Origin of the sequence: Streptomyces luomodiensis (assembly GCF_031679605.1) — a bacterium.
Lineage (GTDB): Bacteria > Actinomycetota > Actinomycetes > Streptomycetales > Streptomycetaceae > Streptomyces > Streptomyces luomodiensis.
On the sequence record NZ_CP117522.1, the window covers coordinates 5,721,180 to 5,742,351 of the forward strand.

The window sequence follows — 21,172 nt, forward strand, 5'->3', positions numbered from 1 at the left end:
GGGCCCCTCTCCGTCGTTCCGCCGCCCGCCTCCAACGGCCGGACGGTCAGTCCCTGCCGACGGTCAGCCCCTGCCGATCCGCCGCAGGAAGTGGCCCAGCCGCTCGGGGTCGGGCTGCTGGGCCTCCCACTGGTCGGCGCCCTTGCCGGTGCCGAAGTCGACGGTCGGCAGAACGCGCGGGAAGAGCGGTCCGCCCATCGGCTCGCCGGGCTCCAGACCCGGGTCCCACAGGATGGGCATGACGCCCTTCTTGGGCTGGAAGGTGACGCCGTCGCCGAGCCAGCGGGAGACGAAGGCCCGGCGGCCGTGGGCCGGCGCGGTGCCGGTGGACCCGTGCAGCGCGGCGGGGTGGAAGATGACCGCGTCGCCGGGGGCCAGATCCCAGGCGAGCAGGTCCTCCTCGTCCCAGGTGAGCACGTCCCGCCGGGTTTCGGACCGCGCTCCGCCCCCCGACTCCGCTCCGGCCCCCGACTCCGGTGTGGTCCCCGCCTCCGGTGTGGTCTGCCCCGCCTGCATGGCCCGGTGCATCAGGCTGGAGGTGACCGGGGCCCGGTCCCGCTCCCAGCGGTGCGAGCCACGGACGACGGTCAGGGCGGCCGTTTCGGGACCGCAGTGGTCCAGGGCGATCCACATCGCGCAGACCTGGTCCCCGTCGATGGGGAAGGACGTGGCGTCCTCGTGGAACGGAGTGGGCTTCGCGGTGCCCCGCGGCTTGGTGAACACCTGGTCGTAGAAGGCGGTGACGGTCTGTGAGCCGAAGAGCCGCTGGGCGACCCGGGAGGCCGGTGAGCGGAAGACGAAATCACGGAATGCCTCATGTGTCTTCCACATGAAAGCGTCGCCGTTCGCCTTTCCCTCGGAGAAGTCGGCGGTCGCCTGCGCCAGTACGGAGGGATTGGCCAGGACGTAGTCGACGGCCTCCGTTATCCGGGCCACCCACTCCTCGGAGAACAGTCCCGACGCTCGTATGGCGCCGTCCTCCCGGTAGGCGGCCACCTCCTCATTCGTGAGTTCGCGCAACGGTGCTTCGGGGGCTTGCACGGTCATGGCCACCTCGTCCCGTGGGAATTCGCCGATCGCAGTGTCGCGGTAACGCTACTGACGCGCGTTCACGACACCAACCCCTAATGCTGAAAATAGGGGCGGCAAAGGATGGAGTGATTGCTTCCGTGGGGCGTAGGGTCCGCCGACGTAAGGGTGGTGAAGTGTGGCCGCCGTCCAACTGGTCTGCGGAGGTACGAAGTTGAGTCCTCAAGGACACGTCCGGGAGGCGGACGTCATCGTGGCCGGAGCCGGGCCCACCGGGCTCATGCTGGCCCATGAGCTGGCCCTGGCGGGGGTACGGCCGACGGTGCTGGAAACCCTGGCGGAGCCCACCGGGCAGTCCAGAGCGCTGAATCTGCATCCACGTACGGCGGAAATCCTGGAGATGCGCGGCCTGTTGGCACGCCTCCAGGCACACCCCATTCAGCTGGGATTCCTGACGCGCAGCTTCTTCGCCGGAATTCCGGTGGCCCTCGACAATGAGCCGTTCGGCTCCCGGTTCCCGCAGCAGATCGGCGTCCTCCAGTCGCGGGTGGAAGCGATGCTCGAAGAACGGCTGGAAACCGTGCACGGAATCACCGTGGAGCGCGGCCGGGAACTCATCGGTTTCGAGCAGGACGAGCACGGCGTCACGGCCACCGTCCGGGGCCCGGAGGGCCGGGAGACGCTGCTGCGCGGCCGCTATCTCGTGGGGTGTGACGGTTCGCGGAGCAGGGTGCGCAGGGTGCTGGGCCTGCCGTTCGACGGCACGGACGGCGGCCCGCAGACCCGGGTGGCGGCCGATGTGGTGCTGGTGCGGCCGCCCGAGAAGTGGTTCGACGGCCAGGCCCCGCAAGGGGTCGGCGAGGTGGACGGACGCGATGTCCGGATGCTGCCGGACGTGGGACTGACCGGGATGATCACCCTGAGCGAGGGCGGCCGTCAGACCCACTTCTCGCTGGTGGGGCTCGAGAACGGGGTCTACCGGCTGATGTTCTCCGACCCCGAGCAGGTGGGCGGGCGGGCGATCCGCAGGGACGCCCCGATCACCGAGCGGGAGATCCAGGAGGTCCTCCACGCCGTCGGCGGTCCGGCCGCCGAGCTGAAGGAGCTGCTCTGGGCCTCCCGGTTCGGCGACGCCTGCCGTCAGGTGGACCGGTACCGGGTGGGGCGCGTCCTGCTCGCCGGGGACGCCGCCCACATCGTCTTCCCGATCGGCGGCCAGGGCATGAACCTCGGTCTCCAGGACGCCTTCAACCTCGGCTGGAAGCTGGCCGCCGCGGTGAACGGCTGGGCGCCGGACGGGCTCCTGGACACCTATCACCGCGAACGCCACCCGGTGGCCGCCGCGATCCTGGGCTCGGCCCGCGCGCAGTCCACTCTGCTGAGCCGGGAGCAGGACATGTCGGCGCTGCGCGACCTGCTGACCGCGCTGGTGGAGCTGCCGGAGACCAACCGGTACCTGGCGGGCCTCACCTCGGGCCTCACCATCCGCTACGGCGCACCCGAGGAAGCAGGCGGGACCGATGGAGCAGACGGAGCCGAGGGGGCCGACGGGGCCGAGGGCGCCGACGGAAACGGCCATCCCCTGGTGGGCCAGCTGATGCCGGACCTGGATCTGACCGTCGGCGGCGAACCGGTGCGCTTCGGCGAGCTGATGCACACGGGCCGGGGCGTGCTGCTGGAGCTACGGGAGGCGGACGGCCCCAGCCGGCTGGCGCCCGCCGTCCACGGCCGGGCCGACCGGCTCGGCCATGTGGTGGCCGGTCCGGCCGCGGGGCAGGATGTCCACGTCCGGGCCGCGCTCATCAGGCCGGACGGCCATGTGTGCTGGGCGTCCCGGCATGACACCGGCCCCGACGACGCGGCCCTGCGAGCGGCCCTGACCCGCTGGTTCGGCTGACGACTCCGCCCACCCGCCCGGCGGTCCTCGGAACGGACCGCCGGGCGTCGCCGTGCCGGTCACCTCACCGATCGGCCGTAGCGGGCTCAGGTGTGCGCCCGGCCGGTTCCCGCTTCTTCACCTGGGGGAGGAGCAGGGCCGGCAGGAGGGTGAGGGCGGTGAAGCCGAGGACCCACCAGAAGGTGGTGTCGAACGCCTTGGTCAGCGCGTCGGGGTCGGACGGCGACTGCCCGCCCTCGGTGTGCCGGGTGATCTGGCGTTGCAGGATGACCGAGAGCACCGCGGTGCCGAACGAGCCGCCCAGCCGCTGGATCACCGAGATGGCGCTGGTGGCCCGGGGGATCGCGGCCGGCTCCAGCCCCTGGTAGGCCGCGCTCATGATGGGCACCATCGAGGCCGCGATGCCGATCCCCCAGATCAGCAGGGACCCGCTGAGCAGCCACACACTGGTGTCCGGCTGGACCTGGGTGTAGGCGAGGGTGCCGGCCACGCCGATGGCCACACCGGTGAGCACGATGGGCCGGGAGCCGATCCGGTCGGTCAGTTTGCCGACGTAGGTCAGCGCGATGATGGTGCCGATGGACTGCGGGGCGAGCAGCAGTCCCGCGTCCAGCGCGCTCTTGTCGCGCACCTGCTGGTAGTAGAGCGGCATCAGCAGCATCGCGCCGAAGACGGACATGCCCCCCAGGAACATCAGCAACGTGGCCGCGGTGAACGAGCGGTGCCGGAACAGCCGCAGGTCCAGGACCGGGGTGATCCGGGTGCGCAGCGCGTGGGCCGCGAAGGCGGCCAGCAGGACGGCGCCCAGCGACAGGGAGACCACGACCGGGGTCGCCCCGAACCCCTCGGGCCTGCTGGTCTGCGACAGCCCGTAGATGATCGCCGCGAGGCCGGGGGACAGCAGCGACAGTCCGAGCACGTCCAGCCGGGCGGCGGTGTCGCTCCTGGTGTCGCGGGGGACGCCCCGCCAGGCCAGCAGCAGGGCGATCACACAGATGGGCACGTTGACGTAGAAGATCCAGCGCCAGCTGACGGAGTCGATGATGGCGCCGCCGACCAACGGACCGACGATCGGGGAGAGATGGCCGGGCACCGCCACGATGCTCATGATGCGGCCGATCCGCTGCGGACCGGCCGCGCGGACCAGGATGGTCTGCATCACCGGGGTGATCAGGCCGCCGCCGATGCCCTGGAGGACCCGGAAGGCGATCAGGCTGCCGACCGACCACGCGGCGCCGCAGAGCGCGGACCCGGCCAGGAAGGCGGTCAGCGAGAACAGCCACATCGTCCGGGCGCCGAAGCGTTCCACGGCCCAGCCGGTGAGCGGGATGACCGCCGACAGGGCCAGCAGATAGCCGGTGCTGGCCCATTGGATGGTGGAGATATCGGTGTCGAACTCGTGCGACAGGCCGTCGATCGCGACGCTGACGATCGTGGTGTCCAGCATCGACGCGATCGCGCCGATCACCAGGATCACGCCCAGTCGGATGAGTGCGGGGTCCAGCCGGTCGGATGCGGATTGCTCGGGGGCGGAAGAAGGGGCCCCCGTGGACGGGCTAGTCATGCGAGGGACTCTACACCGTGTGGTGTAGTTGCTGTATCCTCCTGTTCTGTGGTTACCAATGCACGGACTTCCGCCGTTGCCGACGCGCGCACTCCCACCGACTCGCGCACTCCCGCCGGCGCCGGCAAGCGGCTGCGCCAGGGGTCCCCGAAGAAGCGCGCGGCGATCGCACGGGCGGCGTTCGAGCTGTTCGTGGCCCAAGGCGTCGCCGGCACCAGCGTCGATGCCATCGCCGCCGAAGCGGGCGTCTCCAAGCGCACCGTCTACGACTACTACGGCAGCAAGGAGCGGCTCTTCCTCTCCGTCATAGAGGACGCCGAGGCGGCGTACGCGGAACAGTTCGCGGACATCCTGGACCGCACCCTTGGCGAGGTCGACGGCACCGACGGCACCGACGGCACCGACGACCTCGAGGCGGCCCTGGTCCGCTTCGGCCGCGAACTGGGCACCACCGTGGCGCGCTCGGTGGGCCGCGCCGCGGCGATCCGGCTGGTGATCACCGAGGCGGCCCACTTCCCCGTCCTGCTCGACCGCTGGCGGGGGCCGGGCATCGAGCAGCGGGCCCTGGCCGAGCGGCTGGGGGCGCTGGCCGAGCGCGGCGTCCTCGCCGTGCCCGACCCGGTGGAGGCCGCCGCCCACTTCGGGGCACTGGTGACCAGCAGCGTGAACCACCGGTCCCTCTTCGGAGTCGTGCCCGTGGGCGACGCCGAGATCGAGCGGATCGTCGTCAGCGGTGTCCGCGCGTTCCTCCTCGCCTACGGCCCCCACCGGCCCGCCCCCTGATGGCGGGCGCGATGCCCTTACAACGCCGCTCACCACGTCGCCTGCAACGTCGCTTACGTCGTCGCCCCGCTCGGTTGCAGCCAGACCGGCAGATCTACCCGGCTGCGCACGTCGAGCTTGCGATACGCCCTGGTCAGATGCTGCTCCACCGTGCTGACCGTGATGTAGAGCTTGCGCGCGATCTCCCGATTGGTGTGCCCCTTGGCCGCGAGGGCGGCCACCCGCCGTTCGGCGTCGCTCAGCGCGGTCACCCCCGCCGTGTCGATCAGCGGCTCGGTGTCCTCCTCCGCCAGGCACACCGACAGCCGCTGCCGCAGCGCGTCCGTACGGCACTCGGTGGCCACGTGCCATGCCCTGCGCGCCATCATCCGGGCCCGGTCGGACTCCCCCAGCGCGTAGTGGGCCTCGCTGAGATCGGTGAGGGTCTCCGCCAGCTCCAGTCGGTCGCCCTGCTCCTGGAGCTCCTCGGCGGCCTTGCGCAGCAGGTGGGGCCGCTGTTTGAGCTCACTACAGGCCGCCAGCGTGCGCAGGGCGATGCCATGGGTGCGGGAGCCCGTGGTGAGGGGCCGGGCCAGCTGCTCCTCGGCCAGCCGCCGGGCCTGCCGTACGTTCCCCAGCCGCAGATGGATCCGCGCGGCGTCGGCGCGCCAGGGGATGAAGCCCGGCAGGTCCATGTCCCAGGCGGTCATGAGCTCACCGCAGGTGGTGAGGTCGCTCAGCCCGGCCTGGAGCCGGTTGGCCGCCAGGTGGTACCGGCCCCGGGCGTACAGGTACAGCAGCCCCCAGCGGGTCTGGAACAGCTCCGGCGGCGCCGCCCGGGTCAGTTCCTCGGCCTCGGCGTGGCGTCCCAGGGAGGTCATGGCCTGGAGCAGGATGCCCAGCGGCGCGCCGAGGGCCACGCCCCAGCTGCGGTCGGATATCGCGCCGAGGGCGGAGCGCGCGTGCCGCTCGGCGGCCTCCGGATCGCCCTGGCGCAACGCGATGTCGGCGCGGACCGCGGCCAGCATCGCCTGCCAGGCGGGGGCGTGCCGGGAGCGGGCCTCGGCCAGCAGGGCGTCGCACCAGGGCGCCGCCTTGTCCAGCCGGTCCGCGTAGGTCAGGGCCAGCAGTGCGGGGATCACCGGGTCCATCACGGCATGGCCGAGGTGGCAGCTCTGGAGCACCTGTTCGGCGGCGGTGACGGCCTCGGCGTGGCTGTCCTGCCGCAGCACGGTGGTGAACGCGGTCAGGGCGCGCAGCCGCATGTCCGTCGTGGCGGCCTCGCTCAGCGAGTCGTCGGGGTGGGGGAAGCCGGGCGGCTCGGGAGCGCGGTGCGGCAGTACCGGGTAGGAGCAGTCCGCCCACAGCCGCAGGATGTGCAGTTCGGTCACGGCTCGGGCGTCCGAGGGGTCGATCGTCCGGTAGAGCTGGTTGAGCGCGTCGGTGGCGTGCCCGAGTTCGCCGTTCCACAGCAGCAGGGCGATGGGGGACGTGACGTCGTTCTCCAGCAGCCCGTCGCGGGCGGCCGTGATCAGTTCGGGCATCAGCCGGGCGGCGGCGGAGGGGTTGAGCCGCCATTCGACCTCGGCGAGCAGGGTGGTGACGGCGGCCTGTTGGCGGTCGTCTGCGCAGTTCCGCTGGGCCAGTTTGAGCAGCTTGATCGCCTGTTCGACCCGGTCCTCGGCCAGCGCCTGATCGGCCGCCTCGCGCAGCACCGGCACCGTCCAGGGTGCGTCGGTCTGGTTGGAGGTGATCAGGTGGGCGGCGACGGTCGTCGCCTGGGCGCCCTCCTGGTACAGCAGTTCGGCGGCCCGCCGGTGCAGACGTGTGCGGTCCTTCCCGGCGATGTTGTCCAGAACGGCGGTGCGGGCGGCCGGGTGCCGGAAGTGGCCGTGCGCCAGCAGCCCGGCCATGGTCAGCACTTCCACGATGTGGTCGGCCTGGTGGGGTTCGATGTCGAGCAGCCGGGCCAGCAGCGCGGGGGTGCCGGCGTCGTCGAGCACCGCGAGCCCCTGGGCGCCCGCCAGCACATCGGGCCCACAGCGGTGGACACAGACCAGCACGGCCTCCCGGAACGCGTCGGCGACGACGGGCCCGGCGATGACCTCCGCCGAGACCCGCCCGGCGACGGTCGCATGGTCCTCCATCAGCGCGCGGATCAGCAGCGGGTTGCCGCCGCTGATCGCCGCGCAGGCGGCGGGCAGTGGGCTGGACGGCCAGGTCTTGGTGTGTTCCGTGACCAGTCCGGCGACACCGGCGGGGGAGAGGGGGCCCAGCCGGATGCGGCGGCAGTGGGAGTGGCTGAGCAGTTCGGCGCGGAAGGAATCGAGGGCGGGCTCCAGCACCGCCCATTCGTTCAGCACGAGGAGAATCGGCTCCGAGGAGAGGCGCCTGGTCAGATAGGACAGGAACTGCAAGGACAGCCGGTCGGCATACTGGACGTCATCGATACCCACCACGACGGGGCCCTGGGCGGTCAGCTCCAGAAGCAGCGTGCAGAACTCGTGGATGACGCGGGCATGCTGCTGTTCAAGGGTTTCCGAGTCCTGGTCGGGGCGATCCGCCATGCATTCGGCGCTCAGCCGGGCCCCACGCCGCGACTGGTCCGGCGACAGCGGGGCGGTTCGCAGTAATTGGGTCACGACTCCGAGCGGCAGGAGCTGTTCGGCGCGGGATGCGCTCGCGTGCAGGAACAGTGCTCCCGAGTCCCGTACATCCCGGGCGAAGGTGTTCAGCAGACTGGTTTTTCCACAGGCGACCGCCCCCGTCACCAGAGCGACGCCTCCCTCGCCGGCCATGCAGGTCGACAGCATGGATCGTAGCCGAGTGAGTTCGCTCATCCGTTCGGCCAGCTCCACAAATCCCCCTTTGTGAGTCTCGGTCGGTGCGGCGAATGGCATGCGCGATTGCACTGTCTGCGCCGCTCTCGATGGTGTGGCCTGGTCACAGAACGGTCAAGCGAAAAAAGAGCGCCTTACTGATCCATTACTAATTGGGGTGGCAGTATGTGCCGCCATCTCACCATTTATTTCCGGACGGCGCGGACATGTCGTACGGAAAACGTGACGTTCATCGCACCGCGGGCCTGAAGTGGGCATTCATCCGGTCGGCCCGCCGCACCGGAGCGGTCGCCGACCGCCGCGGACCTGGCTCGGGTTTCCTGGGGGAATCCGTGCTGACCTGCGATGACGTCATCAGGTTGGAGCCCGGAGCGGCCGCTGTCAACACGTGGTGTCTCATCATCTGGAGCCCTAGGGGTTGGTCTAGGGGTTTACCGGATGAATAGCGTCCGTAGGATGGCTAAATGCTGGCGGCGCGCTCCTCGGTAATTCCTTTGCGGGGGCGCTTATCGAACCCTGGAGCGGGGAGAGTCAATGCTGACCTATACCGGTCATTCCGGTTCGTTCGACGGCGACGGCAAGCAGGATATTCTCGTCCGGCATGGCAGTGAATTATTTGTCTATCCGGGTTCCGGTGCGCTCAATGGATTGAAGACGTATGGTGAACCCGTGAAGATCGGCGCCGATATCCGGCCCGACCACTATCTCTGGGTGGGCGCCGGTGACTTCACGGGCGACGGCAGGGCCGATGTGTTCGCGCTCACCGTGGAGGAGCAGGGCTACATCTTCGTCAATCGCGGCGGTCTGGCCGGGCTGGACACCCTGGCGGAACCGGTCCACATCGGCGGAAAACTGCCGGAGGTCGCCTACGACACGATCGCCCTCGCCGATATGAACGCCGACGGCAAGACCGACATCATCGGCCGGCAGGGCGGCACCAGCAAGATCGACATCATTCCCTTCGCGGGCGAGGTCGACGGCACCAACAGCTTCAACGCGCCCGAGCGGCTGGCCACCCTCGGCGCGACGGACATCCCCCTGGGCGCCGCCGACATCACCGGCTCCGGCCGGCCCGAGCTGCTCGTCCTGCACGACAACGGCGACCTCGCCGTCTACCTCACGCCGGACCAGGGCCGGGACGCCGACGGGGAGCCGGTGGGCGAGGGCGACTGGCACACGATCGGCCACGGCTGGGACGCGATGGACATCATCGACGTCACGGACATCAACGGCGACGGCCGGCCGGACCTGCTCGGCCTGCGCCAGGACGGCACCCTGGTGGCCTACGCCCACAGCGGCACCTTCGACCCGGAGAACCCCACCGCCGTCTTCCGGGAGCCGGTGGTGGTGGCGAAGGGCTGGCACGACGTCAACGCCATCAGCTGACGCCCGGCTCAGGGCCGGTATCGCCCGCAGGGCGGTCAGGCGGGAGTCGGAGGCCCGGCGTGGGGTTGCAGGCGTCGCAGCCGGGCGGGGTAGTCGGGGTGGGAGTGGAGCAGCCGGGCCAGCGCCCCCTCCCGTTTCACCGGCCGCCCCCGCGCTGCCGCGAGCGCCTCCGCCTGCTGCTCGGCCGCGTGCAGCAGCCCCAGGACCTCGGCGAGCATCGGCGCGAAACCGAGCGCCGCCGCCTGCTGATCGGCGTGGAACTCCGCCCGGCGGCCGACGGCGGCGAGCAGATACGGGGTGATCAGCACCAGGAGCGGCAGCCCGTACAGAAAACTGATGGTCACGACGGCGACCATGCCGAAGACCAGCATCACGAGGGCAGGCCCGGCCCAGGAGAAGAGCCCGGACACCCGGATGGCCACATACGTCGTGAGCAGCATCAACCGCCAGGCGATCCGTCCGGGCAGGGCGTACCAGTAGCCCAGCAGGCTGGACCAGGTGTGGCCGCCGACATGGTGGCCGAGCTCATGGGCGAGCACGGCGGCGAGCTGGCCGGAGGGCAGCCGCTCGATCGAGAAACGGGTCACGCCGACGATATGGCCGGCGGCGGCGACCGCGTTGAGCCGGTCGCTGTCCTCGACCCACAGCTCGTAGGTGTGCGCCTCGATCCCGGCCCGTGCGAGGACCTCCTGCCACACCGGGGTGATCCTGGCCAGCTCCTGGGGGGTGGGGTGGCGGAGCTTGAGCAGACGCCGGGCGATGAACCGCTCGGTGGGGCGGTGGAAGACGAGGGCGCCGCTCGCCAGCCAGGCCACCACGATGACGATGCCGAGGAGACCGAAGAACACCGATAGCAGGCTGACGACCAGCAGGCTGCACAGGAAATTCGGTACGTGGAGCAGAAGCCCGCTGACGGCGGTGCCATCGGCGCCCCGCTGGTGCTCGGCGATGTGCACGCGGCGCTGTGCGAACCGCAGCTCATGAGGGTGAGGCGCGGGCGGCGGGGGCGGCGGTGCGGGCGGGAGCGCGGGCGGCTGTGGCGCGGCTGCCTGCGGGTACGGGGGCGCCTGCGGAGGTGGCGGGGCCTGCGCAGATGGCGGCGTCTGCGGGTAGGCCGGTGGTGGGGCCTGCGGGTAGGTCGGTGGCGGCGCCTGTGGATAGGTCGGTGGCGGCGCCTGTGGGTAGGCCGGTGGCGGGGCCTGCGGGTACTGGGGTTCTGCTGGCTCGGTCATCGCTTTCCTCTGCAACGAAGTAACGGTCAGCCCGCCAGGAGCGCCCCGGGAAGCAGCACGGCGCCGCAGCAGAAGGCGATCAGCCCGGTGCGGATCCACTGGTGCTTGACTGAGGCGATACGGCTGGTCTCGGTGAGCGCGGCGAGCAGCCCGGAGACCGGGGCGCCGGCGGTGTCGGTGAGTGCGGTCGCCAGTCGGCCCAGCCGGGCGGCGCGCCGGATGTCGCTGAAGTAGGCGAGCGGCTGTCCCGGCGTCCAGGCTTTGCCGCCGTAGCGCGGCAGTACGGTCATGAGCAGGGCGAACAGGGCCAGCGCGAGGGCGAGCGTCCCGGTCCACCAGGCGAGGGAGCCGACGGTGGAGAGCTGGTCAGGGGTCCAGCTGCTGTTGGCGAGCAGAGCGGTCACGATCCCCGCCGTCATACCGAGCGCCGCGACCAGGACCGCCGCCTTGCCGTCGGCGCGGGCGATCTCGGCGTGCAGATCGGCCAGCAGCCGCTCGGCGGCCTCGATGTCCGCCGCGGCGGAGGCGCCGCCGCCGGAGGTCATGAGGGCCGCTCCTCCCCGTCGTACGGTTCGGCCGGGGCCGCGGGCGCCGACTCCACCGGTTGTCCGGCGGGAGCCGGGGGCACGGGCGGCATCGGCGGTACGGCGGGGGGCGCCGGCGGGGCCGGAGGCGGCAGCGCGGAGCCCTCGTCCCCCGGCGGCGGACCGTACGCCGACGGCTCGGACACCCCCGGGAGCCGCTGGTTGAGGATGTCGTTGACCACCTGGAGGGCGAGCCGCCGGGGCTCCTCCTTCTGGTAGTCCTCGACGCCCTCTCCCTTGAGGAGTTCGGTGGCCACCCCCAGCTGGCTTTTGATCAGCGCGAGCTGGTCCGCCCGCATGCTCTCCATCACCAGCCGTGAGTCCTCCGGATGCTGCGCCAGATGGAGCGCCCAGGCGGCGACGCCTCCCTGCTGGAGGTGGTACTGGTAGAAATTGATCTTCGCTGCGTTCAGCTCCTGCTGCTGCTGGACCCGCAACACCTCGAGCTGGTGCTGCTGGTACTGCCGCCGCATCTCCAGCTCATGCTGCGGGTCCAGGAGCTCGCCCGCGTACCGGATCTCGCGCAGCTGCTTGCGGTGGGCGATCGCCGCGTCGTCCAGCCGCAGTCGCACCACACAGGTGATGTCCAGGCCGATGCCCGTCGCGAAGGCGCCGCTGTCGACGGCTCGCTGTACCGCCTGTTCGGCCATGGAGCTGTTCTCGATGGCGAAGCCGCGGCTGACCGGACGGGTGAGGTGCTGGAACTCCCGGCTCAGCCGGGTCGGCACATCGCGCTCGCCGCTGGCCACGAAGCGTGCCGGATCGGCGACCCGCCAGGTGAGTTCCGCGGTGACGCCGAAGGCGAACGCGTCGTCGTCACTGGGTAGTTCGAGGTCGAGCGTCACCGGGTGGGTGCCCATGTCCACCTCGTACACCGCGGTGTACCGCCGGCCCGCGGCGTCGGACCGGCTCGGCCGGTGCGGCGGGAGGTAGGTGTCGTACGCCCCCTTGGCCGTGACGAAGACAAGTGCGTGATCGATCGCGACCGCCGGCCGTCGGGCCGCGTATTCGAAGCGCGCCATCGGCCGGACGGTCAGTACCGGGTCGATCAGCTGAGTGTGGCGGTCGGCTTGTTGCTGCCACTCGGGCTGACGGCGGAAGTCCGCCATGAGGTCATCTCCTCGGATGGATCAAAGGACGGATCAGAGGGGGCAGAAGGAGGGGAGCAGAGGGGGGGATCAGCGGGACGGGAGCGCGGACAGCAGCCGGGCCGCGACCCGCGGCGGTGGCCCGCCGTGTTCGCCGGGGATGGTGCGCAGCAGATGGCTCAGGCGGGCGATGTCCTCCGCGCTGACGGCCAGGGCCGGGAGCAGAGCGGTGACGGCCTCTTCGGCGGACGGGTGCCGATCGGCTTCGTACACCCATGCGCGCAGCGCCGTCAGCGCGGCCTTGGTGTGCATGGGGTCGGCGAGTGCGGCGCGCCACGGGTCGGCCAGCGCGCGGATGCCGGCCGGGGTCCGTTCGTCGTCCTCGACGAACCACGCGAGCAGTCCGTCCTCCTCGGTGTGGCACGCGGTCAGGAAGGCGGAGAGGAGGAGGGCGCGCACCGGCGCGGTGTCCTGCTCCAGGAAGTGGACCAACGCGGTGAGGGTCGCCCTCCGGTCGCCCGCGGACAACAGCAGCGCCGTGGATTCGGTGAGGTGGTTCCGTTCCTGTTCGTCGCTCTCGTCCAGCCGGGCGCGGGCGGCGATCGTCTCCAGGGCCTCCCCGGTCTGCTCCGGTCGCAGCGGCACGAGCAGCGCATAGGCCCGCACCGCCGTCCAGCGGCGGGCCGGATGCGGATCGAGGCACCACTGGCTGAGGACGCGGGGGACCGCCGGCGCGCCCAGCAGGTGGCTGAGGGTGAGGGTGTTGGCCGCGATCAGCCGAGGGGCGTAACCACGGGCGGTGGCCCAGCCGTCGATGAGCAGCGCCATGGCCGACGGCAGATCGGCGGCGGTGAGCATCGCGGCGGTGGCGGCGGCCCGGGTGCGCACCACGGGGCGGCCGTCACGGGCGAGCCGCTGGATCCAGCGGATCAGCGCCGGGCGCGCGGACGGATGGCCGGTCCACACCTCCTCCAGCAGGGTGGGGGCGATCCGGTCGTCCTGGTACCGGGCGACGAACTGGGGGACCTGACCCCATTCGGTGCTCTCGTACTCCTCGTAGCCGCGCGCTCGGGCGAGCTGGAGCCGGTCGGCGATGGCGGGGCCGAAGACCGGGATCTCCGGTGTCCGCTCGGGGTTCTCGGTTTCCTGAAGAAGGACGTACAGCTGGTCGGCGAGTTCCGCGGCCAGCGGATACGGGGCCTGGTCGAAGACGGCGAGCGAGATCAGGAAGGATTTGTCGCGCAGCGAGAGTTCCTCGTCCGCGAACCACTGCCGGACCTGTTCCGCCACGGTGGCGTGGCTGAAGGAGGCCAGCTCGGCCAGGCTGACGGACCCGCTCTCGTACGCGGCGACCTGCTCGGCGAAGTCGCGGACCTCCCTCAGCTGATGGGCATGGGCGAGGAAGTCGTGCACCGGGCCGAGGCTCAGCAGCCTGTCGACCACGGGGCCGTCTCCAAGGTGATGGTGGAGATGGGCGCGCAGGACGGCCGTGGCGGAGGGCGGCTCCCAGGGAACGGGGCTGATGTCGGTCAGGGCGGCGGTGGATTCGAGGGTGATCACCATATGGCCGTTCCGTTTGCGCAGTTCGTCCTGGACGGCCAGCAGGTGGTTGTACTTCAGCGGTTTGCCCCGGCTCAGTCCCAGGTCGCACAGCACATGACCGGGCGCGTTCCCCAGTTGGTCGCGGAGGGCGGCGGGGGGTGTCTCGGCGTCGAGCGCGCGGACGGTGGTGATGCCCAGGCGGTGCAGCAGCATCAGCGCGGCGGCGCGGCGGCCGGTGGAGTGGGCACCGGTGAGGACCACGACCCGGTCGCCGCGAAGGCGTTCCAGGGCTGTGGCGAAGGAGTCGCTCTCCTGGAACACCGCGGCGAGGCTCTCGATCTCGGAGGCGGGGATCTCACCGGAGGCGTGCACGGGCCCGGCCGAGCCGTAGTAGTGGTGGCTCTCGGTCTTGCCGCCCATGAACACATCGCCGTGGACCCGGCCGCCGGACACCCCGTGCTGGCTGCCGCCGACCAGTGAACCGCCGAAGGAGGCGGCGGCTTTGAACATGAACTCCGGGGCGTGCTCGTACAGTTCGCGGCGGGCGGCACGGGCTTCCTGCGGCCGCTCCTCGGGCTCGGCCTCCTCCGCGCCGGGGTCCCGCGTCGCGGAGGTGTCGGGCGGGGCCGGTTCCCCGGAGTGCTCGGGCGCCGGGACCTCACCCGCGCTCATCGCGTACCGCCCTGGTCCGCGCCGCCGAGGTGCACATCGCCGTGGACGGTGCCGCCGGACACGCCGTGCTGGTCGCCCGCGACAAGGCTGCCGCCGAAGGACGGGGCGCCTCCGGAGAAGTGGAACGTGGCCCCGGGCCCCTGGGACGCCGGACCCGCGGCCGGCGCCGAGCCCGCGGCCGGTGCCGGGGCGGACTCCGGTGCCGCGTCCGGCGATGCCGTGCCGCCCGGCAGCGGGCCGTGCAGCCACGCGCCCAGCGGGCCGTTCTTGCTCTCCAGGGTGACCGGGTGGAATTCCTCGGGGGCGATCCCGGGATGCCCGTGCCGGACGATGCCCTGATGGATGGATTCGGAGACGCAGAGCGCGAAGTCGTTCGTCCGCTCGCGCAGCGCGGCGCGCAGCAGCTTCGCGTCCAGCAGCCGGCACGCGTGGTTGAGGTCGGAGCCGACCCAGCCACCTTGGTCGTCGACGGCCACGAAGCCCGTGGCGAGGACCGACCTCAGCCGGATCTGCGCACTGCTGGAGGCCATCCGGTTGATGGTGCGCAGCTGCGCCGGGGCCTCGGTGAGCAGGGATCGCAGCAGCGCGATGGGGGAGGCGTCGGCGTCGATGAGCTCCATGACGGAGTCCCCGCGGTCGGCCCGGAGGCGCCTGGTCTCCTCGACCCCGGCCGCCGCCAGGGTGCGGTCCGCGATGTCGTAGAGCATGCGGCGCAGATAAGCCTGCTCGACGTCATCGCGGTCGCTGTACCGCTCGATGTCGAAGAGCAGGATCGCGCGGTTGACGGGATGAGTCATGATCGCCTCTCGCTCGGTCGCCTGGTCCGACGGCAGCGTCGCGCGGTCGGCGGGGCGGGAGTGAGGGCGGATGACGCAGTCGAACTGTGACCGCGTACACACACGGGCGCCGCGTACACACAAGGGCTCCGCGGGCCACAAGGCTCCGCGGGTCAGTCCGAGCGGGCGACCCTCCGCAGGATGTCGGGCCGGAGGATCACCAGGGCCTTGCGTCCCGTCACCACGACCTGGCGCTCACGAAGCTCCTTGAGGAGACGCTGCACCATTTCGCGGGAGGCGCCGATGGACCCCGCCAGCTCCTGCTTGCTGAGCGGGACGGCCAGTTCGATGCCCTGGGCGGTGCGACGTCCATGAGACCTGGCGAGCTCGAGCAGCAGGACCGCGAAGCGCTCGCGCACGGTCAGCGAGGCGAAGTCGAGGCGGCGGCGGTCGGCGGCGCGCATCCGGTCGCTGGTCAGGGTGAGCAGCGTCAGTGAGGCATCGGGGGAGTGTTCGAGGAAGAGCCGGAAGCGGTCGTGTTCGACGGCCACGGCCTCGACCGGTTCCAGGGCGGTGACCGTCGCGGCGCGTGGACGGCCGGTGAGGGCGGACGACTCGCCGATGATGTCGCCGGGGCCGCGTAACGCGAGAAGCGCCTCGTAGCCGTTGGGGGCGGAGGCGGTGACTTTCGTCCAGCCGTGCAGTATCAGCAGGATGTGTGAGGAGGGCTCGTTCTGGTGAATGATGGGTGCACGCGGGGAGAAGTCGAGCACCCTGCCGAGGGCGAGCAGAGCGGACCGCTCCTCGCGCTCCAGCCGGGCCAGGAAGGGCACGCGGTCGTCGAGTCCACTGTCTTCGGGAATACTCGTCCGGGTCATGGCTCCCCCCAAGTGTCATGAATAGATCAACGTACCGAATGCAGCGCCTGTCCAGGGAGTGAGCCGGCTTGGTTCACTCGTACTGAGGATGGGGTGAGGACGTACTGAGGACGGGGTGGGGGCAGGCATCCAGCGGGGCACCCAGCGGGACAATTCCGGCGTGTCGGGGTCCGCTGCATTTGTTTTGACCGAAGTCGGTGAGGTAGGTACGCTCAGACCTTGTGCCTGGGGTGTGCCCGGGTCCTCGCGCGTGCATTCGTCCGCGTGAGGGGCCGGAGTGTCGACACCAACAATCTGCACTCTCTGAGCTTTCGCGGAGAGCTGCGGCGCGCGACACACCCGACCGCGTGGGTCGGACAAACCCCAGGTTAGCTTTACCGAGACTGGCACACAGAAACCGGAGAAACGGTGCCTACGATCCAGCAGCTGGTCCGCAAGGGCCGCCAGGACAAGGTCGAGAAGAACAAGACCCCCGCCCTCGCGGGGTCGCCGCAGCGCCGTGGCACGTGCACCCGCGTGTTCACCACGACGCCGAAGAAGCCGAACTCGGCGCTCCGCAAGGTCGCGCGTGTCCGGCTGAGCAGTGGGATCGAGGTCACCGCCTACGTCCCGGGTGAGGGGCACAACCTCCAGGAGCACTCCATCGTGCTCGTGCGTGGCGGTCGTGTGAAGGACCTGCCGGGTGTTCGTTACAAGATCATCCGCGGCTCCCTCGACACGCAGGGCGTCAAGAACCGCAAGCAGGCTCGCAGCCGCTACGGCGCCAAGAAGGAGAAGTAAGAATGCCTCGTAAGGGCCCTGCCCCGAAGCGCCCGGTCATCATCGACCCGGTCTACAACTCTCCTCTGGTGACCTCCCTCATCAACAAGGTGCTGCTGAACGGCAAGCGCTCCACCGCCGAGCGCATCGTCTACGGCGCCATGGAGGGCCTGCGGGAGAAGACCGGCAACGACCCGGTCATCACCCTCAAGCGCGCGCTGGAGAATGTGAAGCCGACCCTCGAGGTCCGCTCCCGCCGTGTCGGTGGCGCCACCTACCAGGTGCCGGTCGAGGTCCGTCCCGGCCGCTCCTCCACCCTCGCCCTGCGCTGGCTCGTGGGCTACTCGCGCGCCCGTCGTGAGAAGACCATGACCGAGCGGCTCATGAACGAGCTGCTGGACGCCAGCAACGGTCTGGGTGCCTCCGTCAAGCGGCGTGAGGACACCCACAAGATGGCCGAGTCCAACAAGGCCTTCGCGCACTACCGCTGGTAGTCGCTACCCCATCGAGAACCGAGAGAAGACTGAGCCATATGGCCACCACTTCACTTGACCTGGCCAAGGTCCGCAACATTGGGATCATGGCCCACATCGACGCGGGCAAGACGACCACCACCGAGCGGATCCTGTTCTACACCGGTGTGAGCTACAAGATCGGTGAAGTCCACGACGGCGCTGCCACCATGGACTGGATGGAGCAGGAGCAGGAGCGCGGCATCACGATCACGTCGGCCGCGACGACCTGTCACTGGCCGCTTGAGAACGTCGATCACACCATCAACATCATCGACACCCCGGGCCACGTCGACTTCACGGTCGAGGTGGAGCGTTCGCTGCGCGTCCTCGACGGTGCCGTGACGGTGTTCGATGGCGTCGCCGGTGTGGAGCCGCAGTCCGAGACGGTGTGGCGTCAGGCGGACCGCTACGGCGTTCCGCGTATCTGCTTCGTCAACAAGCTGGACCGCACCGGTGCGGAGTTCCACCGCTGCGTCGACATGATCGTGGACCGCCTGGGCGCGACTCCGCTGGTCATGCAGCTGCCGATCGGCACCGAGGCCGACTTCAAGGGCGTGGTCGACCTCGTCCGGATGAAGGCGCTGGTCTGGTCCGCCGAGGCGACCAAGGGCGAGATGTACGACACCGTCGACATCCCGGACACCCACAAGGAAGCGGCCGACGAGTGGCGCGGCAAGCTGCTCGAGGCCGTCGCCGAGAACGACGAAGAGATGATGGAGCTGTACCTCGAGGGCGAGGAGCCCAGCGAGGAGCAGCTGTACGCGGCGATCCGCCGTATCACCATCGCCTCCGGCAAGGGCGGCGGCACCACCGTCACCCCCGTGTTCTGCGGTACCGCGTTCAAGAACAAGGGCGTCCAGCCCCTGCTCGACGCGGTCGTCCGGTACCTCCCCTCGCCGATCGACATCGAGGCGATCGAGGGCCACGCGGTCAGCGACCCCGACGAGGTCGTCAAGCGCAAGCCGTCCGAGGACGAGCCGCTGTCCGTCCTGGCGTTCAAGATCGCGAGCGACCCGCACCTCGGCAAGCTCACCTTCATCCGGGTGTACTCCGGCCGCCTGGAGTCCGGCGCCCAGGTGCTGAACTCGGTGAAGGGCAAGAAGGAGCGCATCGGCAAGATCTACCGGATGCACGCGAACAAGCGTGAGGAGATCGACTCGGTGGGTGCCGGCGACATCGTCGCCGTCATGGGTCTGAAGCAGACCACCACCGGTGAGACCCTCTGCGACGCGTCGAACCCGGTGATCCTGGAGTCGATGGACTTCCCGGCCCCGGTCATCGAGGTGGCCATCGAGCCCAAGTCCAAGGGCGACCAGGAGAAGCTGGCCGTCGCGATCCAGCGGCTTGCCGAGGAGGACCCGTCCTTCCGCGTCAAGACCGACGAGGAGACCGGCCAGACCATCATCTCCGGCATGGGTGAGCTCCACCTCGACGTGCTGGTCGACCGCATGAAGCGCGAGTTCAAGGTCGAGGCCAACGTCGGTAAGCCGCAGGTGGCCTACCGCGAGACGCTGCGCAAGCCGGTCGAGCGGTACGACTACACGCACAAGAAGCAGACTGGTGGTTCCGGCCAGTTCGCCAAGGTGCAGATCGCGCTGGAGCCGCTCGAGGGCGATGGCTACGAGTTCGAGAACAAGGTCACCGGTGGCCGCATCCCGCGGGAGTACATCCCGTCCGTGGACGCGGGCTGCCAGGAGGCCATGGAGTTCGGCGTGCTCGCGGGCTACCCGCTGACCGGTGTGAAGGTCACCCTGATCGACGGTGGCTACCACGAGGTCGACTCGTCCGAGATGGCGTTCAAGATCGCCGGTTCGATGGCCTTCAAGGAGGCCGCCCGCAAGGCCAGCCCGGCCCTGCTCGAGCCGATGATGAAGGTCGAGGTCACCACGCCCGAGGACTACATGGGCGATGTGATCGGCGACATCAACTCCCGTCGCGGGCAGATCCAGTCCATGGAGGACCGGAGCGGCGCCAAGCTGGTCACCGGCCTGGTTCCGCTGTCGGAGATGTTCGGCTACGTGGGCGACCTGCGCAGCAAGACGTCCGGCCGCGCCAGCTACTCCATGCAGTTCGACTCCTACGCCGAGGTTCCGCGGAACGTCGCCGAGGAGATCATCGCGAAGGCCAAGGGCGAGTAGGGCGGGTTCATCCGCATTCCTCACCCTTTAGGCTGGAAGCACAAGGCATCGGGGCCTTCCGTCGTGGAGCGCGGTCAGCGCGTTCCATGACGGGCCCCGGGCGCCGGCCCCCCATACGAATACGGCGAAGGGCATCCCCCTCGGGGTCCTGGCCGGTTCGGTAAGACCACCTGAACCCATCCGCAAAGCGTGGATGCGTACAGAACCACTCCACAGGAGGACCCCAGTGGCGAAGGCGAAGTTCGAGCGGACTAAGCCGCACGTCAACATCGGCACCATCGGTCACATCGACCACGGTAAGACCACGCTTACCGCTGCGATCACCAAGGTGCTGCACGACGCGTACCCGGACCTGAACGAGGCCTCGGCCTTCGACCAGATCGACAAGGCTCCTGAGGAGCGCCAGCGCGGTATCACCATCTCCATCGCGCACGTCGAGTACCAGACCGAGTCGCGTCACTACGCGCACGTCGACTGCCCCGGTCACGCGGACTACATCAAGAACATGATCACCGGTGCGGCGCAGATGGACGGCGCCATCCTGGTGGTCGCCGCCACCGACGGCCCGATGCCGCAGACCAAGGAGCACGTGCTTCTCGCTCGCCAGGTCGGCGTGCCGTACATCGTTGTCGCCCTGAACAAGGCCGACATGGTGGACGACGAGGAGATCCTGGAGCTCGTCGAGCTCGAGGTCCGTGAGCTGCTCTCCGAGTACGAGTTCCCGGGCGACGAGGTTCCGGTCGTCAAGGTCTCGGCGCTCAAGGCGCTCGAGGGCGACGCCGAGTGGGGCAAGTCCGTCCTCGACCTGATGAAGGCCGTCGACGAGTCGATCCCGCAGCCGGAGCGCGACGTCGACAAGCCGTTCCTGATGCCGATCGAGGACGTCTTCACCATCACCGGTCGCGGTACGGTCGTCACCGGCCGTATCGAGCGCGGTGTGCTGAAGGTCAACGAGAACGTCGACATCATCGGCATCAAGCAGGAGAAGACCTCGACCACCGTCACCGGTATCGAGATGTTCCGCAAGCTGCTCGACGAGGGCCAGGCTGGTGAGAACGTCGGTCTGCTGCTCCGCGGCATCAAGCGTGAGGACGTCGAGCGCGGCCAGGTCATCATCAAGCCGGGCTCGGTCACCCCGCACACCGAGTTCGAGGCCCAGGCGTACATCCTGTCCAAGGACGAGGGTGGCCGCCACACGCCGTTCTTCAACAACTACCGTCCGCAGTTCTACTTCCGTACCACGGACGTGACGGGCGTTGTGACCCTCCCCGAGGGCACCGAGATGGTCATGCCGGGCGACAACACCGAGATGTCCGTCCAGCTGATCCAGCCGGTCGCCATGGAGGAGGGCCTGAAGTTCGCCATCCGTGAGGGTGGCCGGACCGTCGGCGCCGGCCAGGTCACCAAGATCGTCAAGTGACCTGACGCTCCCCGGAGCACAAAAGCCCCACTCATCTTTTTGGCGAGTGGGGCTTTTCCGTATGTGGGTACCCGGCCGTCCACATCGAAG

At 69.8% G+C, this 21,172-nt stretch carries 16 protein-coding genes; 7 read left to right on the forward strand and 9 right to left on the reverse strand.

Going from position 1 to position 21,172, the window contains the following annotated elements:
- Nucleotides 1-63 precede the first annotated feature (63 nt).
- A complete protein-coding gene (locus PS467_RS23885; RefSeq protein WP_311036958.1) occupies nt 64-1,047 on the reverse strand; it encodes a phytanoyl-CoA dioxygenase family protein in 984 nt (327 codons plus the stop codon).
- A 196-nt stretch (nt 1,048-1,243) separates the two neighbouring features.
- Here PS467_RS23885 and PS467_RS23890 point away from each other — a divergent pair, with 196 nt between their 5' ends.
- Nucleotides 1,244-2,926 (forward strand): FAD-dependent monooxygenase, encoded by a 1,683-nt coding sequence (locus tag PS467_RS23890; RefSeq protein WP_311036959.1) that lies wholly within the window; start codon nt 1,244-1,246, stop codon nt 2,924-2,926.
- Between the two features lie 64 nt (nt 2,927-2,990).
- On the opposite strand, the gene PS467_RS23895 is transcribed toward PS467_RS23890, so the two are convergent.
- On the reverse strand, nt 2,991-4,490 hold the full coding sequence (locus tag PS467_RS23895) for an MDR family MFS transporter (protein ID WP_311036960.1): 1,500 nt from the start codon (nt 4,488-4,490) through the stop codon (nt 2,991-2,993).
- A 48-nt stretch (nt 4,491-4,538) separates the two neighbouring features.
- Here PS467_RS23895 and PS467_RS23900 point away from each other — a divergent pair, with 48 nt between their 5' ends.
- Nucleotides 4,539-5,273 (forward strand): TetR/AcrR family transcriptional regulator, encoded by a 735-nt coding sequence (locus PS467_RS23900; protein WP_311036961.1) that lies wholly within the window; start codon nt 4,539-4,541, stop codon nt 5,271-5,273.
- 53 nt (nt 5,274-5,326) lie between these two features.
- On the opposite strand, the gene PS467_RS23905 is transcribed toward PS467_RS23900, so the two are convergent.
- Nucleotides 5,327-8,092 carry a helix-turn-helix transcriptional regulator gene (locus PS467_RS23905; protein WP_311036962.1) on the reverse strand — a complete coding sequence of 922 codons (2,766 nt, stop codon included), beginning with the start codon at nt 8,090-8,092 and terminating at the stop codon, nt 5,327-5,329.
- A gap of 534 nt (nt 8,093-8,626) precedes the next feature.
- Here PS467_RS23905 and PS467_RS23910 point away from each other — a divergent pair.
- Entirely contained in the window at nt 8,627-9,478 is an 852-nt protein-coding gene (locus PS467_RS23910; RefSeq protein ID WP_311036963.1) for an FG-GAP repeat domain-containing protein, read from the forward strand.
- Nucleotides 9,479-9,513: 35 nt separating this feature from the next.
- Here PS467_RS23910 and PS467_RS23915 read toward each other — a convergent pair whose 3' ends face one another.
- From PS467_RS23915 to PS467_RS23940, 6 genes are all read right to left on the reverse strand, one after another.
- On the reverse strand, nt 9,514-10,710 hold the full coding sequence (locus PS467_RS23915) for a M48 family metalloprotease (protein ID WP_311036964.1): 1,197 nt from the start codon (nt 10,708-10,710) through the stop codon (nt 9,514-9,516).
- A gap of 26 nt (nt 10,711-10,736) precedes the next feature.
- Nucleotides 10,737-11,255 carry a Pycsar system effector family protein gene (locus tag PS467_RS23920; RefSeq protein ID WP_311036965.1) on the reverse strand — a complete coding sequence of 173 codons (519 nt, stop codon included), beginning with the start codon at nt 11,253-11,255 and terminating at the stop codon, nt 10,737-10,739.
- Nucleotides 11,252-12,403, reverse strand: coding sequence for a PE-PGRS family protein (locus tag PS467_RS23925; RefSeq protein WP_311036966.1), 1,152 nt, complete (start codon nt 12,401-12,403; stop codon nt 11,252-11,254). Before PS467_RS23925 ends, PS467_RS23920 begins: the two co-directional genes overlap by 4 nt.
- A 69-nt stretch (nt 12,404-12,472) precedes the next feature.
- A complete protein-coding gene (locus tag PS467_RS23930; RefSeq protein ID WP_311036967.1) occupies nt 12,473-14,596 on the reverse strand; it encodes a serine/threonine-protein kinase in 2,124 nt (707 codons plus the stop codon).
- Nucleotides 14,593-15,393, reverse strand: a complete 801-nt coding sequence (locus PS467_RS23935; RefSeq protein ID WP_311036968.1) for a hypothetical protein — start codon at nt 15,391-15,393, stop codon at nt 14,593-14,595. Before PS467_RS23935 ends, PS467_RS23930 begins: the two co-directional genes overlap by 4 nt.
- Before the next feature lie 152 nt (nt 15,394-15,545).
- The gene (locus PS467_RS23940) at nt 15,546-16,250 is read right to left on the reverse strand and encodes a Crp/Fnr family transcriptional regulator (RefSeq protein WP_311036969.1); all 705 of its coding nucleotides are present in this window, start codon (nt 16,248-16,250) and stop codon (nt 15,546-15,548) included.
- A 408-nt stretch (nt 16,251-16,658) separates the two neighbouring features.
- Between PS467_RS23940 and rpsL the strand changes: the two genes are divergently transcribed.
- From rpsL to tuf, 4 genes are all read left to right on the forward strand, one after another.
- Nucleotides 16,659-17,030, forward strand: a complete 372-nt coding sequence (rpsL, locus tag PS467_RS23945) for a 30S ribosomal protein S12 (RefSeq protein WP_014054153.1) — start codon at nt 16,659-16,661, stop codon at nt 17,028-17,030.
- A 2-nt stretch (nt 17,031-17,032) separates the two neighbouring features.
- Nucleotides 17,033-17,503, forward strand: a complete 471-nt coding sequence (gene rpsG, locus PS467_RS23950; RefSeq protein ID WP_030835073.1) for a 30S ribosomal protein S7 — start codon at nt 17,033-17,035, stop codon at nt 17,501-17,503.
- Nucleotides 17,504-17,541: 38 nt separating this feature from the next.
- A complete protein-coding gene (gene fusA / locus PS467_RS23955; RefSeq protein WP_311036970.1) occupies nt 17,542-19,662 on the forward strand; it encodes an elongation factor G in 2,121 nt (706 codons plus the stop codon).
- A gap of 226 nt (nt 19,663-19,888) precedes the next feature.
- A complete protein-coding gene (gene tuf, locus PS467_RS23960) occupies nt 19,889-21,082 on the forward strand; it encodes an elongation factor Tu (RefSeq protein ID WP_030835078.1) in 1,194 nt (397 codons plus the stop codon).
- The last annotated feature ends 90 nt before the right edge of the window (nt 21,083-21,172 follow it).

Excerpts from the sequence above, each read along its gene's own strand:
- PS467_RS23895 (WP_311036960.1), bottom strand. The coding sequence starts at position 4,490 with ATGACTAGCCCGTCCACGGGGGCCCCTTCTTCCGCCCCCGAGCAATCC.
- PS467_RS23935 (WP_311036968.1), bottom strand. The coding sequence starts at position 15,393 with ATGACTCATCCCGTCAACCGCGCGATCCTGCTCTTCGACATCGAGCGG.
- PS467_RS23885 (WP_311036958.1), bottom strand. The coding sequence starts at position 1,047 with ATGACCGTGCAAGCCCCCGAAGCACCGTTGCGCGAACTCACGAATGAG.
- PS467_RS23930 (WP_311036967.1), bottom strand. The coding sequence starts at position 14,596 with ATGAGCGCGGGTGAGGTCCCGGCGCCCGAGCACTCCGGGGAACCGGCC.
- fusA (WP_311036970.1), top strand. The coding sequence starts at position 17,542 with ATGGCCACCACTTCACTTGACCTGGCCAAGGTCCGCAACATTGGGATC.
- PS467_RS23920 (WP_311036965.1), bottom strand. The coding sequence starts at position 11,255 with ATGACCTCCGGCGGCGGCGCCTCCGCCGCGGCGGACATCGAGGCCGCC.
- PS467_RS23910 (WP_311036963.1), top strand. The coding sequence starts at position 8,627 with ATGCTGACCTATACCGGTCATTCCGGTTCGTTCGACGGCGACGGCAAG.
- PS467_RS23915 (WP_311036964.1), bottom strand. The coding sequence starts at position 10,710 with ATGACCGAGCCAGCAGAACCCCAGTACCCGCAGGCCCCGCCACCGGCC.
- PS467_RS23925 (WP_311036966.1), bottom strand. The coding sequence starts at position 12,403 with ATGGCGGACTTCCGCCGTCAGCCCGAGTGGCAGCAACAAGCCGACCGC.
- PS467_RS23940 (WP_311036969.1), bottom strand. The coding sequence starts at position 16,250 with ATGACCCGGACGAGTATTCCCGAAGACAGTGGACTCGACGACCGCGTG.
- PS467_RS23905 (WP_311036962.1), bottom strand. The coding sequence starts at position 8,092 with ATGAGCGAACTCACTCGGCTACGATCCATGCTGTCGACCTGCATGGCC.
- rpsG (WP_030835073.1), top strand. The coding sequence starts at position 17,033 with ATGCCTCGTAAGGGCCCTGCCCCGAAGCGCCCGGTCATCATCGACCCG.